This is a genomic window from Protofrankia sp. Cj3 (genome assembly GCF_917627355.1).
Lineage (GTDB): Bacteria > Actinomycetota > Actinomycetes > Frankiales > Frankiaceae > Protofrankia.
On record NZ_CAKJTR010000135.1, the window covers coordinates 1 to 13,821 of the forward strand.

Genomic DNA, 13,821 nt, shown 5'->3' on the forward strand with positions numbered 1-13,821 from the left:
TTGGTTATGATCTTGACTTTCGTCTGGTTGGGGATCAGCGTGCCGGTCGGGAAGGCGAGGATTTCGGGGTCGGCGGTGCGGTCGTGGTCCCAGGCGTCGATCTGGTCGACGATCCGTGAGGCGAGACGGTGACCGAGGGGTCCATGGCCGATGGCGCCGAGCTGCCAGCGCCCTGGGGCAGAGGTGCGTCGGATGGTGAAGTAGGCCAGTGAGCCGTCTTTGACCAGGGCTGGGCTGCGCGAGGCGATCGCGGGTGTGCACAGGCCCTCGGTGACAGCCTGCTGGTCGGCCTCAATGCGGACCGCGCCGTCGTCCACGGCGCTGAGGTGGAGCCAGACGCGGTCGAAGGGTTCCTGGCCGTGCACGGTCACGTCGGACCAGACGGTGGACTTCTCCCGGTCGAGGACGCCGCGCAGGGCCTCGGTATCGATGGGCTGGTCGAGGTCGTGGTGCAGGGCGGCGAGGCCGTCGGGGTGGATGACGCTCTTCCGTTCGCCGGGCTGGCCGAGCATGGGTACGAAGCCGCACAGGAAGACCCAGTCGGACTTCCAGTGGTCATCCTGCCTGGTGAGTGCGACAGCGCGGGTGGTGCCGCGCCAGCGCAGCGGGAGGACGAGGCGGCCATCGGGGACGAGCTGGTCCCACCAGGCCTGTGGGATGTCCCAGGCGCCGACCGTGACGATGACCCGGTCGAACGGGCCGTCCTCGGCGGCGCCGTCGGCGCCGTCGCGGGTGAGGACGCGGACGTGAGGAAAGCCGGTGTCGTCGAGGTTGCGCCGTGCTGCGGCGGTGACGTCGGCGTTGATGTCGATGGTGGTGACGTGGCCGCCGGTTCCCACGAGGGTGGCGAGAAGGGCCGCGTTGTAGCCGGTTCCGGCGCCGATCTCCAGGATGCGCTGGCCGGGCCGGACGTCGAGGGCGGTGAGCATGGCGGCCACGATGGTGGGGCCGGATGCGCAGCTGAGGTGGGTGCCGTCGGGGAAGGCGTGGGTGATGACCGCCTTCTCGTCGTAGGCGTCGGTCAGCGGCGCCTCGGGGACGTAGCGGTGGCGTTCGACGGAACGCAGCGCCGTTTCGACCCACGGGGGCAGATCCTGGCTGGTGAGGATGCGGTCGACCATGCGGTCGCGCAACGCGCCTGGTGATGTGGCTGCGGTGGTGTCCATCAGTCTCCTTCACAGCGGCAGGGGGCATGGTGGTGACAGCGGCCTCGACGGGGTAACCAACTGCTAGTTGATCAACAGGCAGCGGTCCCAGTCTGGCAGCGCCGAGTCAGATGTGATCTCCAGGGCAGAATGGGCGAGCGCGATGCCGGTCGCGCCGTCCAAGAGTCCCGCGGTGGTGGGGTCACCCTTGCCGCGTAGGTACCGGTGCATGTGTGCTTGGGCGGCGCGCAGGGCGGCGGAGAGCTCGCCGGTGCTGGTGTCGGCCGCGGCCCGGTGGGCCGTCAGGAGGAGCCCGGCCCAGCCGTGGCAGAGTCCCGCGTCGGTGAGCTGTGCGAGCCGGTGGTCGTCGGTGAGGCATCCGATGAGGGTCTCGACCGCGTTGGAAACTCGTTGTTGGTCGCCGATGGCGAGGGCTGCGAGGTGTTCGGCTCGGGCGATTCCGGGACTGCCGTAGCACCAGGACGGTCGATGCGGCCCCGGGCGAGCTGCGCTGCCGGTACGTAGCTCGTTGTGGTCGATCACTTCGGGCCACCAGTCGGTCCGCCGCTGGCCTCTGCGCCACTGGTCAAGCCACGTGACGATGGTGTGGAGCGCGTCGACGTGTCCCGCCGTGGTGATGCCTTGGCGCTTGGTGATGGCCAGGAGCGCCAGCGGCCCGGCGACGCCGTGGGCCATGCCGAATCCGGCATGGCCGGCGTTCCACCGGGCGGATGCGCGTCGGTCGGGGCTGCCCGTCGCCCACCAGCCGGGCAGGTCGCGGCCGTTGACGCGGATGGGTCGGGTCAGCCGCACCAGGTAGGTGAGCACGTCCCGAAGAAGAGCGGTTTCGTGGTCCCGGTGCAGGAGGATGGCGCCGAGGCCGGTGAGTCCGTTGATCAGGTCGTACTCGCGGGCGTGGGGCAGCTGCCCATGATCGATGCGGCGGTGGGCGGTCTCCAGACGCTGCCGGATGACGGTGGCGATGGCGTCGTCGAGGGTGGCGAGCGCGGCGTCGTAGGCGGGGTGGCCGGCGGTGTGCAGGGTGTAGGCGACGGCCGGTGCGCCCTGGTACAGGCTGGCGGTGTCGGGATGGGCGTTGAGCGGGCTACGTGTCATCGCCATCGCGAGGCGGTGCACCGGTTCCCAGCCGTCGAGGCCAGCGCGGGCGCGGGCGATATGCGCCAGTGCGATCCCTGGTGCTCCGTCGCCGAGGGACTGAGCCCAGCGCGCCGATTCGGCATCGCCGAGGGCTGGGACCGTCGGGAAACGGGAGCGCGTGGTCACGGGCTGTCCGCCGTGGTGTGTGCGCGTCGGGTGAGAGCGATCTGCCGGGCCAGACGGCGGCAGGTGGCCTCGTCTGCGCGATCGATCAGCCTGGCGCGGTTGTGATGCATGTGCAGGAGCGTGGACAGAATCCGATCGGCGTCGGCGTTCCCGGGGAGCGCGAACCGATAGCGGGTCAACGCTTCCCGGCGGGCCTGCCACGTCTGGGCGAGGGCGGTGGGCAGGGATGTATCGCCCGGCAGGGCTCTTCGGGCTGCCCAGCGGGTGACCTGCTCGGTGACGAGCCGATCCGCACCGGGCGCGGCTTTGGCGGCGAGGTGCTCCAGCAGCCAGGCGTTCGCGCGGACGGGGTCGGCGTGGAAACCGTCGGCGATGTCCACCATGCCGATGGCAGCGAGCGCCATCGGATGGACTGCGAGCGGCGTCGGGAGCTGAAGTGCGATCGCGACCGCGTGCGAGTCTGCCGCGAACACCGCTTCGGCGGCGTCCATCGCGGCGCCACTGCCGTAACGGCCGATCTCGGGATGGTAGGTCGCCAGGGTCAGCCGGGACGCCGCGCCCGCGTCGCAGAGCTGCTGCCCCCACTGGCCGACCGCGCAAGCCACCGCGGCGTACTCCTCCTGGCCGGCCGTGCGAATCCGCAGCCGCAGATGGTCGGTCTCACGGACGCTGCGGTAGCGGGCGAACCAGTACGACCGGTCTCCGTCGAGCAGGGAAAGAAGCCGGGGCAGGTGCGTGCGGAGGAGGTCGTCGAGACGTTCGGGATGGGTGAAGATCTGCGCGTAGAGCCAGGAGCCGTGCGGCGAGGCCGGCCGGTGCGCGGCATTCGCGTTGGTCACGAGCGGCAGGGCGCCGGTGACGAGATTCGGCGCCGCCGGCACCGCCCGGAGGAACGGTAGGACAACCTCGTGGACGTGGCCGCCGATCCATCCCGTGTCCTCGACGGAGTCGGTCTCGGTCAGCGTCGCGCGGCCGTGTTTGTCCAGGTGCTCGCGAAGGATCGCCAGATGCGCGTCCACGGTGAGATCCAGGCGCAGTGACCGGTGGTCGTCATGGAGCTCCACGATGTCTGGGCAGGCCCCTCGCTGCCGCCACCGGGCGAATGCCTCCTCCCAGCGGTGACCATCGGCGCGTAGCGCCGCGTGGTCCGCGATGCTGATCCGCCACGTTGCGGGTGACAGGATCGCGCGCCGGTAACGCACCCGAGGCGTGTAGGGCAGGCAGGCGGCCAGCGGTCCCCAGTCGAACTCGGTGAAACGGGCGAGAAAGCCACGGGTCAACGTGGCGAGGAACCGTGCCAGCGGCGGTGCCTGCTTGCGCAGGGCGAGCGCGTGGAAGACCTGCGGTTCGACGACCTGGCGCCGCGAGATGCCGACCAGGTGCAGCCCGTCGGCCACCGCGACGATCCCGAGATCATCCAGGCGGATCACGGTCGATTCGTCAGCCCGGTGCTCACCGACCGGCAGCACCTGGGGCAGCCAGCGGGGAACCCGGGAGACGTTCTCCGAGTGCGGAAACAGCGGCGGGAACGACAGCTGGACCGGCAGCGCGCCCTCGACAGCCGCGGGTGCGGCGGCGAAGACAGTGTCCAGGCCGGCGTGGCCCACGGCTGAGCCGAACCGGCAGGTGAGCGTGCCGAACGCCCACGCGGGATGAACGCCGAACGTGTAGTCCCCCGCCGCCAGTGCCTGGACGCTGGCTGCGTGGACACGGGCTCCCAGCTCGACGTGTGGCGGAATCCAGCGTGGATTCACCGGCCTGTCCGCCGTGATCGCGGCGATAAGGGAGTCGGTAAGCACGAGTTCGTGATGTCCGGCGGTGGTCGTGTCCCAGGCCAGGCGCAGCAGCTCCTGGTCACGGTGGCTGACCGTGTCCTCGGGTTCGGCCAGCATGCTGCCCGGGAAGCCAGCCGGCCAGCCGATGCCCGTATCGGGATGCACCGCGTCCAGGACGGGGACGAGTGCTCCTGTGCCGTAGCGGTCCCAGAACTCGCGGCACCAGTCGTTCCACCCCTGGTCCGGACGCGGCTGGCGCGTGAGGCGTAGCAACGCATCGACCGCGTGGGCCATCTCATCGGCGAGGTCGGCGGGGACAGCGATGTCGCAGTCGAGGTGCAGGTCCCCGGCCAGCGATGTCCGGCCGGCCGGCGACAGCCGACGCATCCGTTCCGATGCCTCCTCCCGTAGCCGTGCCTGCGTGCCCGGCTCGGCGTGGTCGTTGTTGTGCGTCCGGATCAGCTGCTGGGTGGCGCGGAGATCGCCCAGCATGGCGGCTGTCGCCTCGCCGTCGCCGGCCATGGCCTGCTCGACCGCCGCGATCACATGCGCCAGCGGGTCAGCCACGGTCATAGGCGCACGAAGATCCGTGATGAGGATGCCCTGGGCGACCAGGTCACCGAGCACACGGCGGACAGCCGTGGCAGGGGCGGCAGGAAACGCGAGCGCGACCTGGTCAAGCAGAAGGTGGAACGGGATCGGCTTGGCCGCCAGATCACGGATGAGACGCATCACCGCCGTGTTACGCACCGTCACCCGTCCCGGGCCGCGAGGCATCTCGATCCGGTCGCCGCGTTCGACCAACAGGTCGCAGACCACGACGTCCAGGCGAGCAAGCAGGTCGGGCAGCATCTCCAGCCGCTCGACAACGTCGTCCAACCACAGCGTGTCCGCCCGCAGGACCAGCCGGTGGCTCGCTCCCCAGCGCGCACGTACACCCTCGCCGATATGGATACCGGCGACACCGGCGAACAAGCCGAACGGAGTCGGCCGTCCCAGGGAACGCAGCAGATAGCGGACGACTGCCGAGGTCACCCGTCGAACCTGTTTGCCGCCCGCCGCCTGGTTGTCGAGAACAGACTCGACCTGAGCGGCGAACGACCCGCTTGCGTAGCGGATCGCGTCGGCAAACCCGGACAGTGCCCATACGGCGCGCAGCCACGACCGGCACGAGTCCGGATCGGACAACGTCGGCCAGTCCTCCGGCTGCTGGGACAGCGGAAGGACCGCCGCCCGCAGCATCGCACCGCCACCATGGCGGTACAGCGGTACGTCCACGTCGACCATCACACCTCCGTCTCACACTGCGGTCGCCGGCTCGCCGCGCGGGCGCGACCGGCGAGCCGGCGACCGCAGCCGTCACCAGGTCAGTCGCTGGCGCACGCCGAGGCGCAGGTCGAACCGCAGGTGTCGCTCGTGTCGCACGCCCGGATCGTGTATCCGGGCGCCGCCTCGACCGTCACCTGCACATCGAGCTGAAACTCGTCCAGCAGGCCGAGCGGTGTCGCCTCGGTCTGCTCCAGAACCGCACTCGCGGAACCACCAAGCGTCATGGTCATCAACCCCTTCGAAGGAGGAAGCAGGGCAACGCCCCGAGGGCGCGCCGTAACGATGCTCCGTCCCGGCCCGTGAACCATTCCCACCAGTCAGAATCTTTGGCTTCGCGCTCCGGGTGGCGCTTGACCTGCGAAAACAGGGTCCGCGAGCCCTCCACGTTCGACGATCGGCCAGGGCTTGACGACGAAACGTTCGTGAGCCACGAATCGCCGCGGCACACACGGCGGCTGTCACCCTTACGAAGGAGATCTTTTGTCTACCAGCGTCCAAGATCGATGCTGCCCCCCGTCGTGGGGTCAACGACGCCGTTCGCACTGCGGGGGCACAAGGCCGGCAGCCTCGGCCATTTCGTCGATCTCTCGGGCCACAGGGACCGCATCTGTCCTGGATACATCCGGACGGTGCGAGGAACCGTTCCAGCGACTCCTGCTCGTAGGTCACGTCGTAGGGCCCCGTCGCCGGGCTGCCCGGGGGTAAACGGTCGGTGGTGGTCCGTAGAGTTGCGCCGATCGGTCCGTGCCCGTGGCCGAGGAGGGCGGTGCGTCATGACTCGCTGGTTCAACACGGCTGGTCCGTGCGACCCGGCGCTTCATTACATGATCCCGGCGTCGGCCCGGCTGCCGGACGTGCCCGGCCTCGTGGCGCGGCACGGCTACTTCGTCGTGCACGCTCCCCGGCAGACGGGGAAGACGACGACGCTGCGGACGCTCGCCCAGGAACTGACCGCGACCGGCCGATACGCGGCGGTGCTGACCTCCTGCGAGCCCGGGAGGCCCTGGGCGGAGGACGTCGCCGCGGCCGAACGCGCCATCCTCCGGACGCTGGGGGACAAGACCGCCGACGCCCTGCCCGCCGAGCTCCGCCCGCCGGCCTGGCCGGAGGCACCCGCCGGGGCGGTGCTGAGCAGCGGGCTCACGGCCTGGTCGAGGGTTTGCCCGCGGCCGGTGGTGCTCTTCCTTGACGAGATCGACGCCCTGGAAGGCCGCACGCTGATCAGCGTGCTCAGCCAGCTGCGCAGCGGCGCCACCGAACGGCCAGCGAACTTCCCCATGTCGGTCGCCATCTGTGGCCTGCGCGACCTTCGCGATTGCCACCCCCGAAATCGCTTCGCGATTCCGCGGGTCCCCGGGACTGCCTCTGGCGGAAACGCCAACCGCCTGGGCGGTCCCAGCCCCTTCAACATCATCGTCAAGTCGCTACGACTCGGGAACTTCACCCCCCACGAGATCGGTGAACTCTACGGCCAGCACACCGCCGACACTGGGCAGCCGTTCACCGACCGGGCGGTCGAGCGGGCGTTCGAACTGACCGACGGACAGCCCTGGCTGGTCAACGCGCTCGCGAACGAGATCATCGTCGAGATGGCGGTGACGCCACCGACCCCCATCACCGCCGCGCACGTGGAGAAGGCAGCCGAGCGCCTCATCCAGGCCCGAGCCACCCACCTGGACTCGCTGGTCGACAAGCTCAACGATCCCCGGGTCCGCGCCATCATCGAACCACTGATCACCGGCACCCCGCCAACGCAGCGACCGAAGAACGACGACATCCAGTACGTCCGCGACCTCGGCCTGCTCGCCCAAGACGCGCCGGTCCGCCCAGCTAACCCGATCTACAACGAGGTCATTGTCCGGGCCCTGACCGACGGCGTCCTAGAATACGCCACCGACGTCCCCCAGCCCCGCGCCTATGTGCTTCCCGACGGCCGGATGGACTTCACCCGGCTCCTCACCGAGTTCGCCGCCTTCTGGACGGCCAACGGCGACATCCTCGTCTCGCAGCAGATCTACCACGAGGCCGCGCCTCATCTCGTTCTCCAGGCGTACCTGCAGCGGGTGGTGAACGGTGGTGGCACCGTCCTGCGCGAGTACGGCGTGGGCCGGGGCCGGCTCGACCTCCTCGTCACCTGGCCCTACCGCGGTCCCGAGGGCGCCGGGGCCGTGCAGCGCCAGGCCCTCGAGCTCAAGGTCCGCGCCGAGGGCGACGCCGACCCCCTCGGCTCCGCACTCGTCCAGCTCGACGGCTACCTCGACCGCCTCGGCTCGACACCGGCGCCCTGCTCCTGTTCGACCGCCGGCCGACGGCTCCCCCCATCCACGAGCGCACGACCATCACCGCCACGACCAGCCCAGCCGGCCGCCCGATCACCCTGTTCCAGGGTTAGCGCCGAGGGGCTCCAGGGGCAGCGCCGGGCTTCGCCCACCGTCATCGCGTTCCCCGGCGCCTGCCCACTCCAGCCGGGCAGGCGCCGGAAGTTACCCCTCACCAGCTCCAGCCCTGGTCGGCCACGAAATCGATCAATCTGAGGCAGGGTACGCCGAGCGCCGCGCACACGTCCGGTATTCGTGGCCGTTCGATACTTCCGCTCATGCTCTCTTCGGTGACAACGATTCCACCGACCGCGAGGGCGAGCCCGATCACAAAGGGATCCGCGCCGTTCCGGCCACCGCCCTTTCCCATCATCTTGGGATGCGAGGCGAGTACCGTCTTCGTCGCCTGCTGGATCTCGAGCCCGAGCGCGACGAACAAATCGCTCTGGAGGCTGGCCCACGCATTCACCTCGTCATCGCGCTTGGCCAGCTCGTCCCTGACGACATCGACCGCCCGGATGTCACCGGTCACGATCATCTCCTCGACATTGCGCCAGAGCGATGGGAAGACCGCGGGAGGCAGCAGGTCACGTCGCCCGTTGATCAGCGCGCTGGTGTCGAATGAATAAAATGACATCCGTCATGCCGGCAGCCGAACTGCTGCCTCCTCTGCCAGCTTCGATATCTGCCCCACCTTCGCGTTGAGATAGGTGGCGGCCGTGTAACTGTCGATGACCCGCCGGCGGTGTGCATCCGCTACTCGACGCACGTAGCCTTTTCCCAGGTCGCGCGCGGCGTTCCGGTACCAGTTGCCACCGCCCCGGCTGCGGTCGGAGTCCGCCTCGTACGCGGCGATGAACTGCGGCCGTCGGGCCTCGTAGAGTTCCCTGCTCGCGCGGCCGAGGGTGACCAGCCGCCGCAGAAATGCCTCGGCACTCACTCCGAACGGGGCAGCGGCCCTCCGGAGGGCCACATAGTCCCACTGTTCGTCCACCTCGCCGTGGCCTGTCGACTCCAGCCAGGAGATCACGGTCTCGGCCGGCATCAGGGCCGCGGCCGCCACCGCGTTGCACCGGGCTTCCAGCCACCGGTCGGCTGTCGTCTCACGCTGGTTGGTGACCATGTCGCACAGCCCGCCGGTGTGCAGAAGAAGGTGCGCGTACTCATGCAGCAGAGAGAACAGCCGGCCACGGGGTGCGTCGCTTCCGTTCAACATGATGACCGGGTACTGGTCGAAGTAGAGCGAAAACGCCCTCATCTCCCGGGTCAGCACTCGACCCTGCGACGTCGACATGACGAGGATGCCGGCATCCTCCGCAGCTGACGTCCAGTAATTGAGGGCGTCGTACTCCGTGCCGGTCACTGGCGGCGAGGCGGGCTGGGTTGTCGTCAGGACGTGGCGCGCGAAGGCGCCGATTCTCTCCTCATCGTCCCCCTCGGCGACGGCGGCCGTGTTCCAGATGGTGGGCGGCGGTCGCTCATCGATCTCAGCCAGTTCCAGCGCGTGGTCTCGCTGGGCAAGCGCCCTCCGGTACTCCGCGTGTAGCTCGGGTGACCATTCCCGGTCCACTCCAGCGTCTAGTCGCCGGAAGTCGCGCATCGCGTCGAACGAGTGAGGTGGCGCAGGCAGGAAGAAGACGCCCAACGGACGCTTGTAGGCGACCGCAGCCGCACGCAGCTGCGCAATCGTGGGCTGCACGGTGCCGGCTTCCCACTCGTCGACGCGCCCGTCCGGAACGCCAATCCGGCGTGCGGCCGCGATCGGTGTCAACCCGATCGAGAGGCGAGCCCACCGCAGAACCGAGGGTTCGACGAGCGCGGGAATCGACTGCGCCATACCACCATCGCCATCCCCTCGGCCGCAGGTACAGGACAAGACATGTGACCACTTTCCCGAACGAGCCTAGCGTGATTGCGCCGGCCCGACGATCAGCCACACTCCTCTCTCTTGTCTCTTGTCCCCACGCGCGGGCATGAACGATCAGTGACGGCTCAGATGCTATCGGCTTGGCTCGCGCAAGGCCAGCGCCGATGGGGCGTCAGACGGTGAAGGTAGCCTGCGACACAACGCGGTATGTTTGGCTGTCGCGCAGGCAAAGCAGTCCCAAGTACTCGCACGACCGGAATTCGGGGGGCCGAATGACCAGCCCGTCGCCTCAGCCGCTGCTGCGCGACGTCATCGACATCCCGGAGCGGACGTCGGACAGCGACTTCGTCCTCAAGCTCACCGAGGGTGTCGCCGACGCGGCCGCGACGATGCGCGACTACGTGCTGACCGACCGGCTGGTGCACAACTTCGACGAGGCGCTCGGCCTGATCGCGCAGGCGGTGGGCACCGGGGCGTCCAAGGGCGTCTACCTGCACGGCTCGTTCGGCTCCGGCAAGTCGCACTTCATGGCGGTGCTGCACGCGCTGCTGCGCGGCGAGCCCGCCGCGCGGGCGCTCGACGACCTGGCCGCCGTGCTCGGCAAGCACGACGGCGAACTGGCCGGCAAGAAGTTCCTGCTCGTCCCGTTCCACCTGCTGGGCGCGAAGTCCATCGAGCAGCGGGTTCTCGGCGGCTACGCCGACCGGCTGCGCACGCTGCACCCCGAGGCGCCGATCCCGGCGGTGCACCGGGCCGAGGCGTTACTCGACGAGGCCCGCGGCCTGCGCGCGAAGGTCGGCGACGCGGCCTTCCTCACGGAGCTGAACCGCGCGGGCTCGGGCGGCGGCGAGGATGACGAGTGGGGCAACGACGCGTCCTGGACGGCCGCCGAGCTGGACGCGGCCCTGACCCCGACCGGTGCGGACGCGGCGGCGCGCCGCCGGCTCACCTCCGACCTGCTCTCGACCTGGTTCCCGAACACCTACCGTGACCTGCGCGAGGACGCCGAGGGCTTCATCTCCCTCGACCAGGGCCTGAGCGAGATCGCCCGGCACGCGAAGGAGCTGGGCTACGACGCGGTCATCCTGTTCCTCGACGAGCTGATCCTCTGGCTCGCGAACAGCATGGGTGACCAGGGGTTCGTCTCCCGGGAGGTCCAGAAGGTCACGAACTTCGTCGAGGGTGGGCTCGGTGCCCGGCCCATCCCGGTTGTCAGCTTCATCGCCCGGCAGCGCGACTTACGGGAGCTGGTCGGCGAGTCGATCGCCGGCGACGTCCGGCTGAGCTTCCTCGACGTGCTCACCTTGGCTGACGGCCGGTTCGATAAGATCATCCTGGAGGACCGCAACCTGCCGCTGATCGCCAACCGGCGGCTGCTGCGCGCGAAGGACACCGCCGCGGCGGCCCAGATCGAGAAGGCGTTCGAGACGACGGCGAAGGTCCGCGCCGAGGTGTGGGACACGATGCTCGGTGGCAGCGCCCAGCTCGGCGCAGACCGGGACGCGTTCAGGCTCTCCTACCCGTTCAGCCCGGCGTTCATGGACACCCTCGTCCACGTCTCCGCCGCCCTGCAGCGCAACCGGACCGCGCTCAAACTCATGCGCCAGCTGCTCGTCGCGCAGCGGGACGAGCTGCGCCTGGGCCAGGTCATCCCGCTGGGCGATCTGTGGGACGTCATCACCCGGGGCGGGGACGCCCCGTTCACCGACGTGCTCAAGGCCGAGTTCGAGGCGGCGCAGCGGCTCTACAACCGCAAGCTGCGCCCGTTCCTGCTCGACACGGAGGGCCTCGACGAGGACATCCTCGCCCGGGTGCGCCGCGCCCAGGCGACCCGCGCCGCCGTCGACGGGGAGCTGGCCGTCAAGGTCCGCCGCTTCACCGCCGACGACCGGCTGGTCAAGACCCTGCTGCTCGCCGCGCTGGCGCCGAGCGTGCCGGCGCTGCGCAACCTGACGCCGCGGCGGCTCTCCGCGCTCAACCACGGCAGCATCACGAGCCCGATCCCGGGCGGCGAGGCCGGCGTCGTCGGCAAGAAGGTCGAACGCTGGGCCGGCCAGTTCGGCGAGATCAAGTACCTGCCAGTCGAAGGTGGCGATCCCGGCGTCGGCCTGGAGCTGGTCGACGTCGAGATCGACGGCATTCTCAGCCAGACGACCGCCTACGACAGCGGCGGCAACCGCCGCGCCCTGGTCAGGAAGCTGCTCGTCGAGGAGCTCGGCGTCACCGTCACCGACGATGCCTACGGCGACCGGCTCGACCTGGTGTGGCGAGGCTCCAGGCGCTCCACCGAGGTCATCTTCGGCTCGCTGCGCGGCTCGGACCTGCGTGACGACCAGCTGGAACCGGTCGATCCCCAGACGTGGCGGCTGGTGATCGACTACCCGTTCGACGACGCCGGCAGGCCGCCGGTGGACGCGCGGGCCCGGGTCGAACGGCTGCGTGGCGGTGGGACGCCGCACCGGGCGGTCTGCTGGATCCCGGCGGACCTGACCGCCGCCCGGCTCGCCGATCTCGGGATGCTCGTCCGGCTCGACCACCTGCTCAACCGGAACCGGTTCGACAGCCACGCCCAGCACCTGAGCGCCGACGACCGGCAGCGCGCCCGGGGCGTGCTGAAGAGCCGGTACGACGCGCTGCTGACGAAGACCCGTGCCCTGCTGCGCATGGCCTACGGGTTGGCGAAGCGTGAGGAGCAGGACGTCAGCGACTACTCGGACTGGCTACGCACCCTGTGGCCGGGGCTCACCCCCACGCTGGCCTTCGGGGCGACGTTCCGGGAAGCCGCTCGGCGGCTCGCCGGGGACCTGCTGGCCGACCAGTTCCCCGGCCACCCCGACCTCGACCCCGACCAGACCGGCCAGCCCGCCAAGCCGGCGGATTTCAGGCTCGTCCTCTCCTACGTGACGAAGGCGGCCGAAGCGGGCGGCAACTCCGTCGAGGTCATCCGGGGCGACCGGGTGCCGATGCGGCGGATCGCCCCCGCGCTCGACCTCGGGATCATGCACGAGGCGCGTTTCGAGCTCGGCCGGGAGTGGGTCGACCACTTCACCCGGAAGGCGGCGCAGGCCGCGGCCGGCGGCTCCGGCAGCTCCAGCGGCGCGGACGGCGAACTGCGGGTGGCCGACCTGCTGACGTGGATCGACGAGCCGAAGCCGCGCGGCCTGGACAGCCCGGTCGCCGCGCTGATCGTCGCCGCGTTCGCCGAGCAGACCGACCGCGCCTGGTACAAGTACGGCGGGATCCTGCCTGCCCCGCCGGAACTGACGGCCGGGATCAGGGACATGACGCTGCGTGAACAGCCGCTGCCCAGCCCCGCGGACTGGGTCACCGCCTGCGGGCGGGCTGCGGTCCTCTTCGGAGTGCAGCCGCCGCCGCTGCGGCGCGGCCGGCTGATCCGCGCGTTCGCCGAGGACCTGGTGAAGAAGGCCCATGAGCACGTCACGGCGACGCAGGACCTGGTGACCGCGCTGGAGGCCCACGCCCCCGATCTCGGCCTCGACCCGCGGACTGGGTGTGCCATGGAGCCGGCCGGAGCCACCACGGGACGTCTTCGGACCGCCCGGGCCGCCCACGACCTGGTTGCGGCGCTGGACGGCCCGAAGGCCGGCGCGGAGATCGTCGCGCGGCTGGCGCACGCCGATCTCGCGGGTCCGGCGGAACGGCTCGCGCACAGCATCGGCCGCGCCGCGGCCGTCGCCGGCGCTGTCACGTCCGCCCCGTGGGGTGAGATGTTCAGCATGATCGCCACCTTGTCGGAGCCCTACCAGACGCAGGCCCAGGAGATCCTCGGGCGCATCCGGAAGGCAGGCGCCGCCGACGAGCTGACGACCCCGCTCGCCGGCGTGCTGAGCAACGCCCGGTCCGACGCGACCCAGCTCATGCGCCGGGCCGTCAGCACGCCACCCGTCGACCCGCGGCCCGCCGGCCCGGCTCCGCCCCCGCCCGCCGCACCGCCGGTGACGCCGCGGCCCGGAAGGCCGCCGGTGATGATCGACGGGAACGGCAGGACGGATCCTGGGCAGGGATCCGTTGCCCCGGCCCACCGGCAGTGGCGCGTGCGGCCTGCCGAGTTGGACCGGGCCTTCGCCGACGTCCGTGAGTAT

8 protein-coding genes are annotated in these 13,821 nt (G+C 70.2%); 2 read left to right on the forward strand and 6 right to left on the reverse strand.

Annotation, left to right across the window (positions count from 1 at the left end; genetic code table 11):
- The 4 genes from fxlM to MJ783_RS16965 all read right to left on the reverse strand — a co-directional run.
- The coding region (gene fxlM, locus MJ783_RS16950; protein ID WP_239311420.1) for a methyltransferase, FxLD system at window positions 1-1,166 on the reverse strand (1,166 nt) is incomplete at its 3' end.
- A gap of 63 nt (window positions 1,167-1,229) precedes the next feature.
- Window positions 1,230-2,429: a lanthionine synthetase C family protein gene (locus MJ783_RS16955; RefSeq protein WP_239311422.1), complete on the reverse strand. Its 1,200-nt coding sequence runs from the start codon at window positions 2,427-2,429 to the stop codon at window positions 1,230-1,232.
- Complete coding sequence (locus MJ783_RS16960) at window positions 2,426-5,491, reverse strand: lantibiotic dehydratase (RefSeq protein WP_239311434.1); 3,066 nt, start codon at window positions 5,489-5,491, stop codon at window positions 2,426-2,428. Before MJ783_RS16960 ends, MJ783_RS16955 begins: the two co-directional genes overlap by 4 nt.
- Window positions 5,492-5,571: 80 nt before the next feature.
- Window positions 5,572-5,763 (reverse strand): FxLD family lanthipeptide, encoded by a 192-nt coding sequence (locus MJ783_RS16965; protein WP_239311424.1) that lies wholly within the window; start codon window positions 5,761-5,763, stop codon window positions 5,572-5,574.
- 543 nt (window positions 5,764-6,306) lie between these two features.
- On the opposite strand from MJ783_RS16965, the gene MJ783_RS16970 reads away from it, so the two are divergent.
- Complete coding sequence (locus MJ783_RS16970) at window positions 6,307-8,067, forward strand: ATP-binding protein (RefSeq protein ID WP_239311426.1); 1,761 nt, start codon at window positions 6,307-6,309, stop codon at window positions 8,065-8,067.
- Here the strand turns inward: MJ783_RS16970 and MJ783_RS16975 are convergent.
- Together MJ783_RS16975 and MJ783_RS16980 are read right to left on the reverse strand one after the other, a co-directional pair.
- Window positions 8,024-8,488, reverse strand: coding sequence for a DUF4411 family protein (locus tag MJ783_RS16975; protein WP_239311428.1), 465 nt, complete (start codon window positions 8,486-8,488; stop codon window positions 8,024-8,026). The two genes, MJ783_RS16970 and MJ783_RS16975, sit on opposite strands and share 44 nt — an antisense overlap.
- A gap of 3 nt (window positions 8,489-8,491) precedes the next feature.
- Entirely contained in the window at window positions 8,492-9,688 is a 1,197-nt protein-coding gene (locus tag MJ783_RS16980) for an XRE family transcriptional regulator (RefSeq protein WP_239311430.1), read from the reverse strand.
- A 302-nt stretch (window positions 9,689-9,990) separates the two neighbouring features.
- Between MJ783_RS16980 and MJ783_RS16985 the strand changes: the two genes are divergently transcribed.
- Window positions 9,991-13,821, forward strand: a 3,831-nt coding sequence (locus MJ783_RS16985) for a phage resistance protein (protein ID WP_239311432.1), incomplete at its 3' end; no start/stop codon positions are given.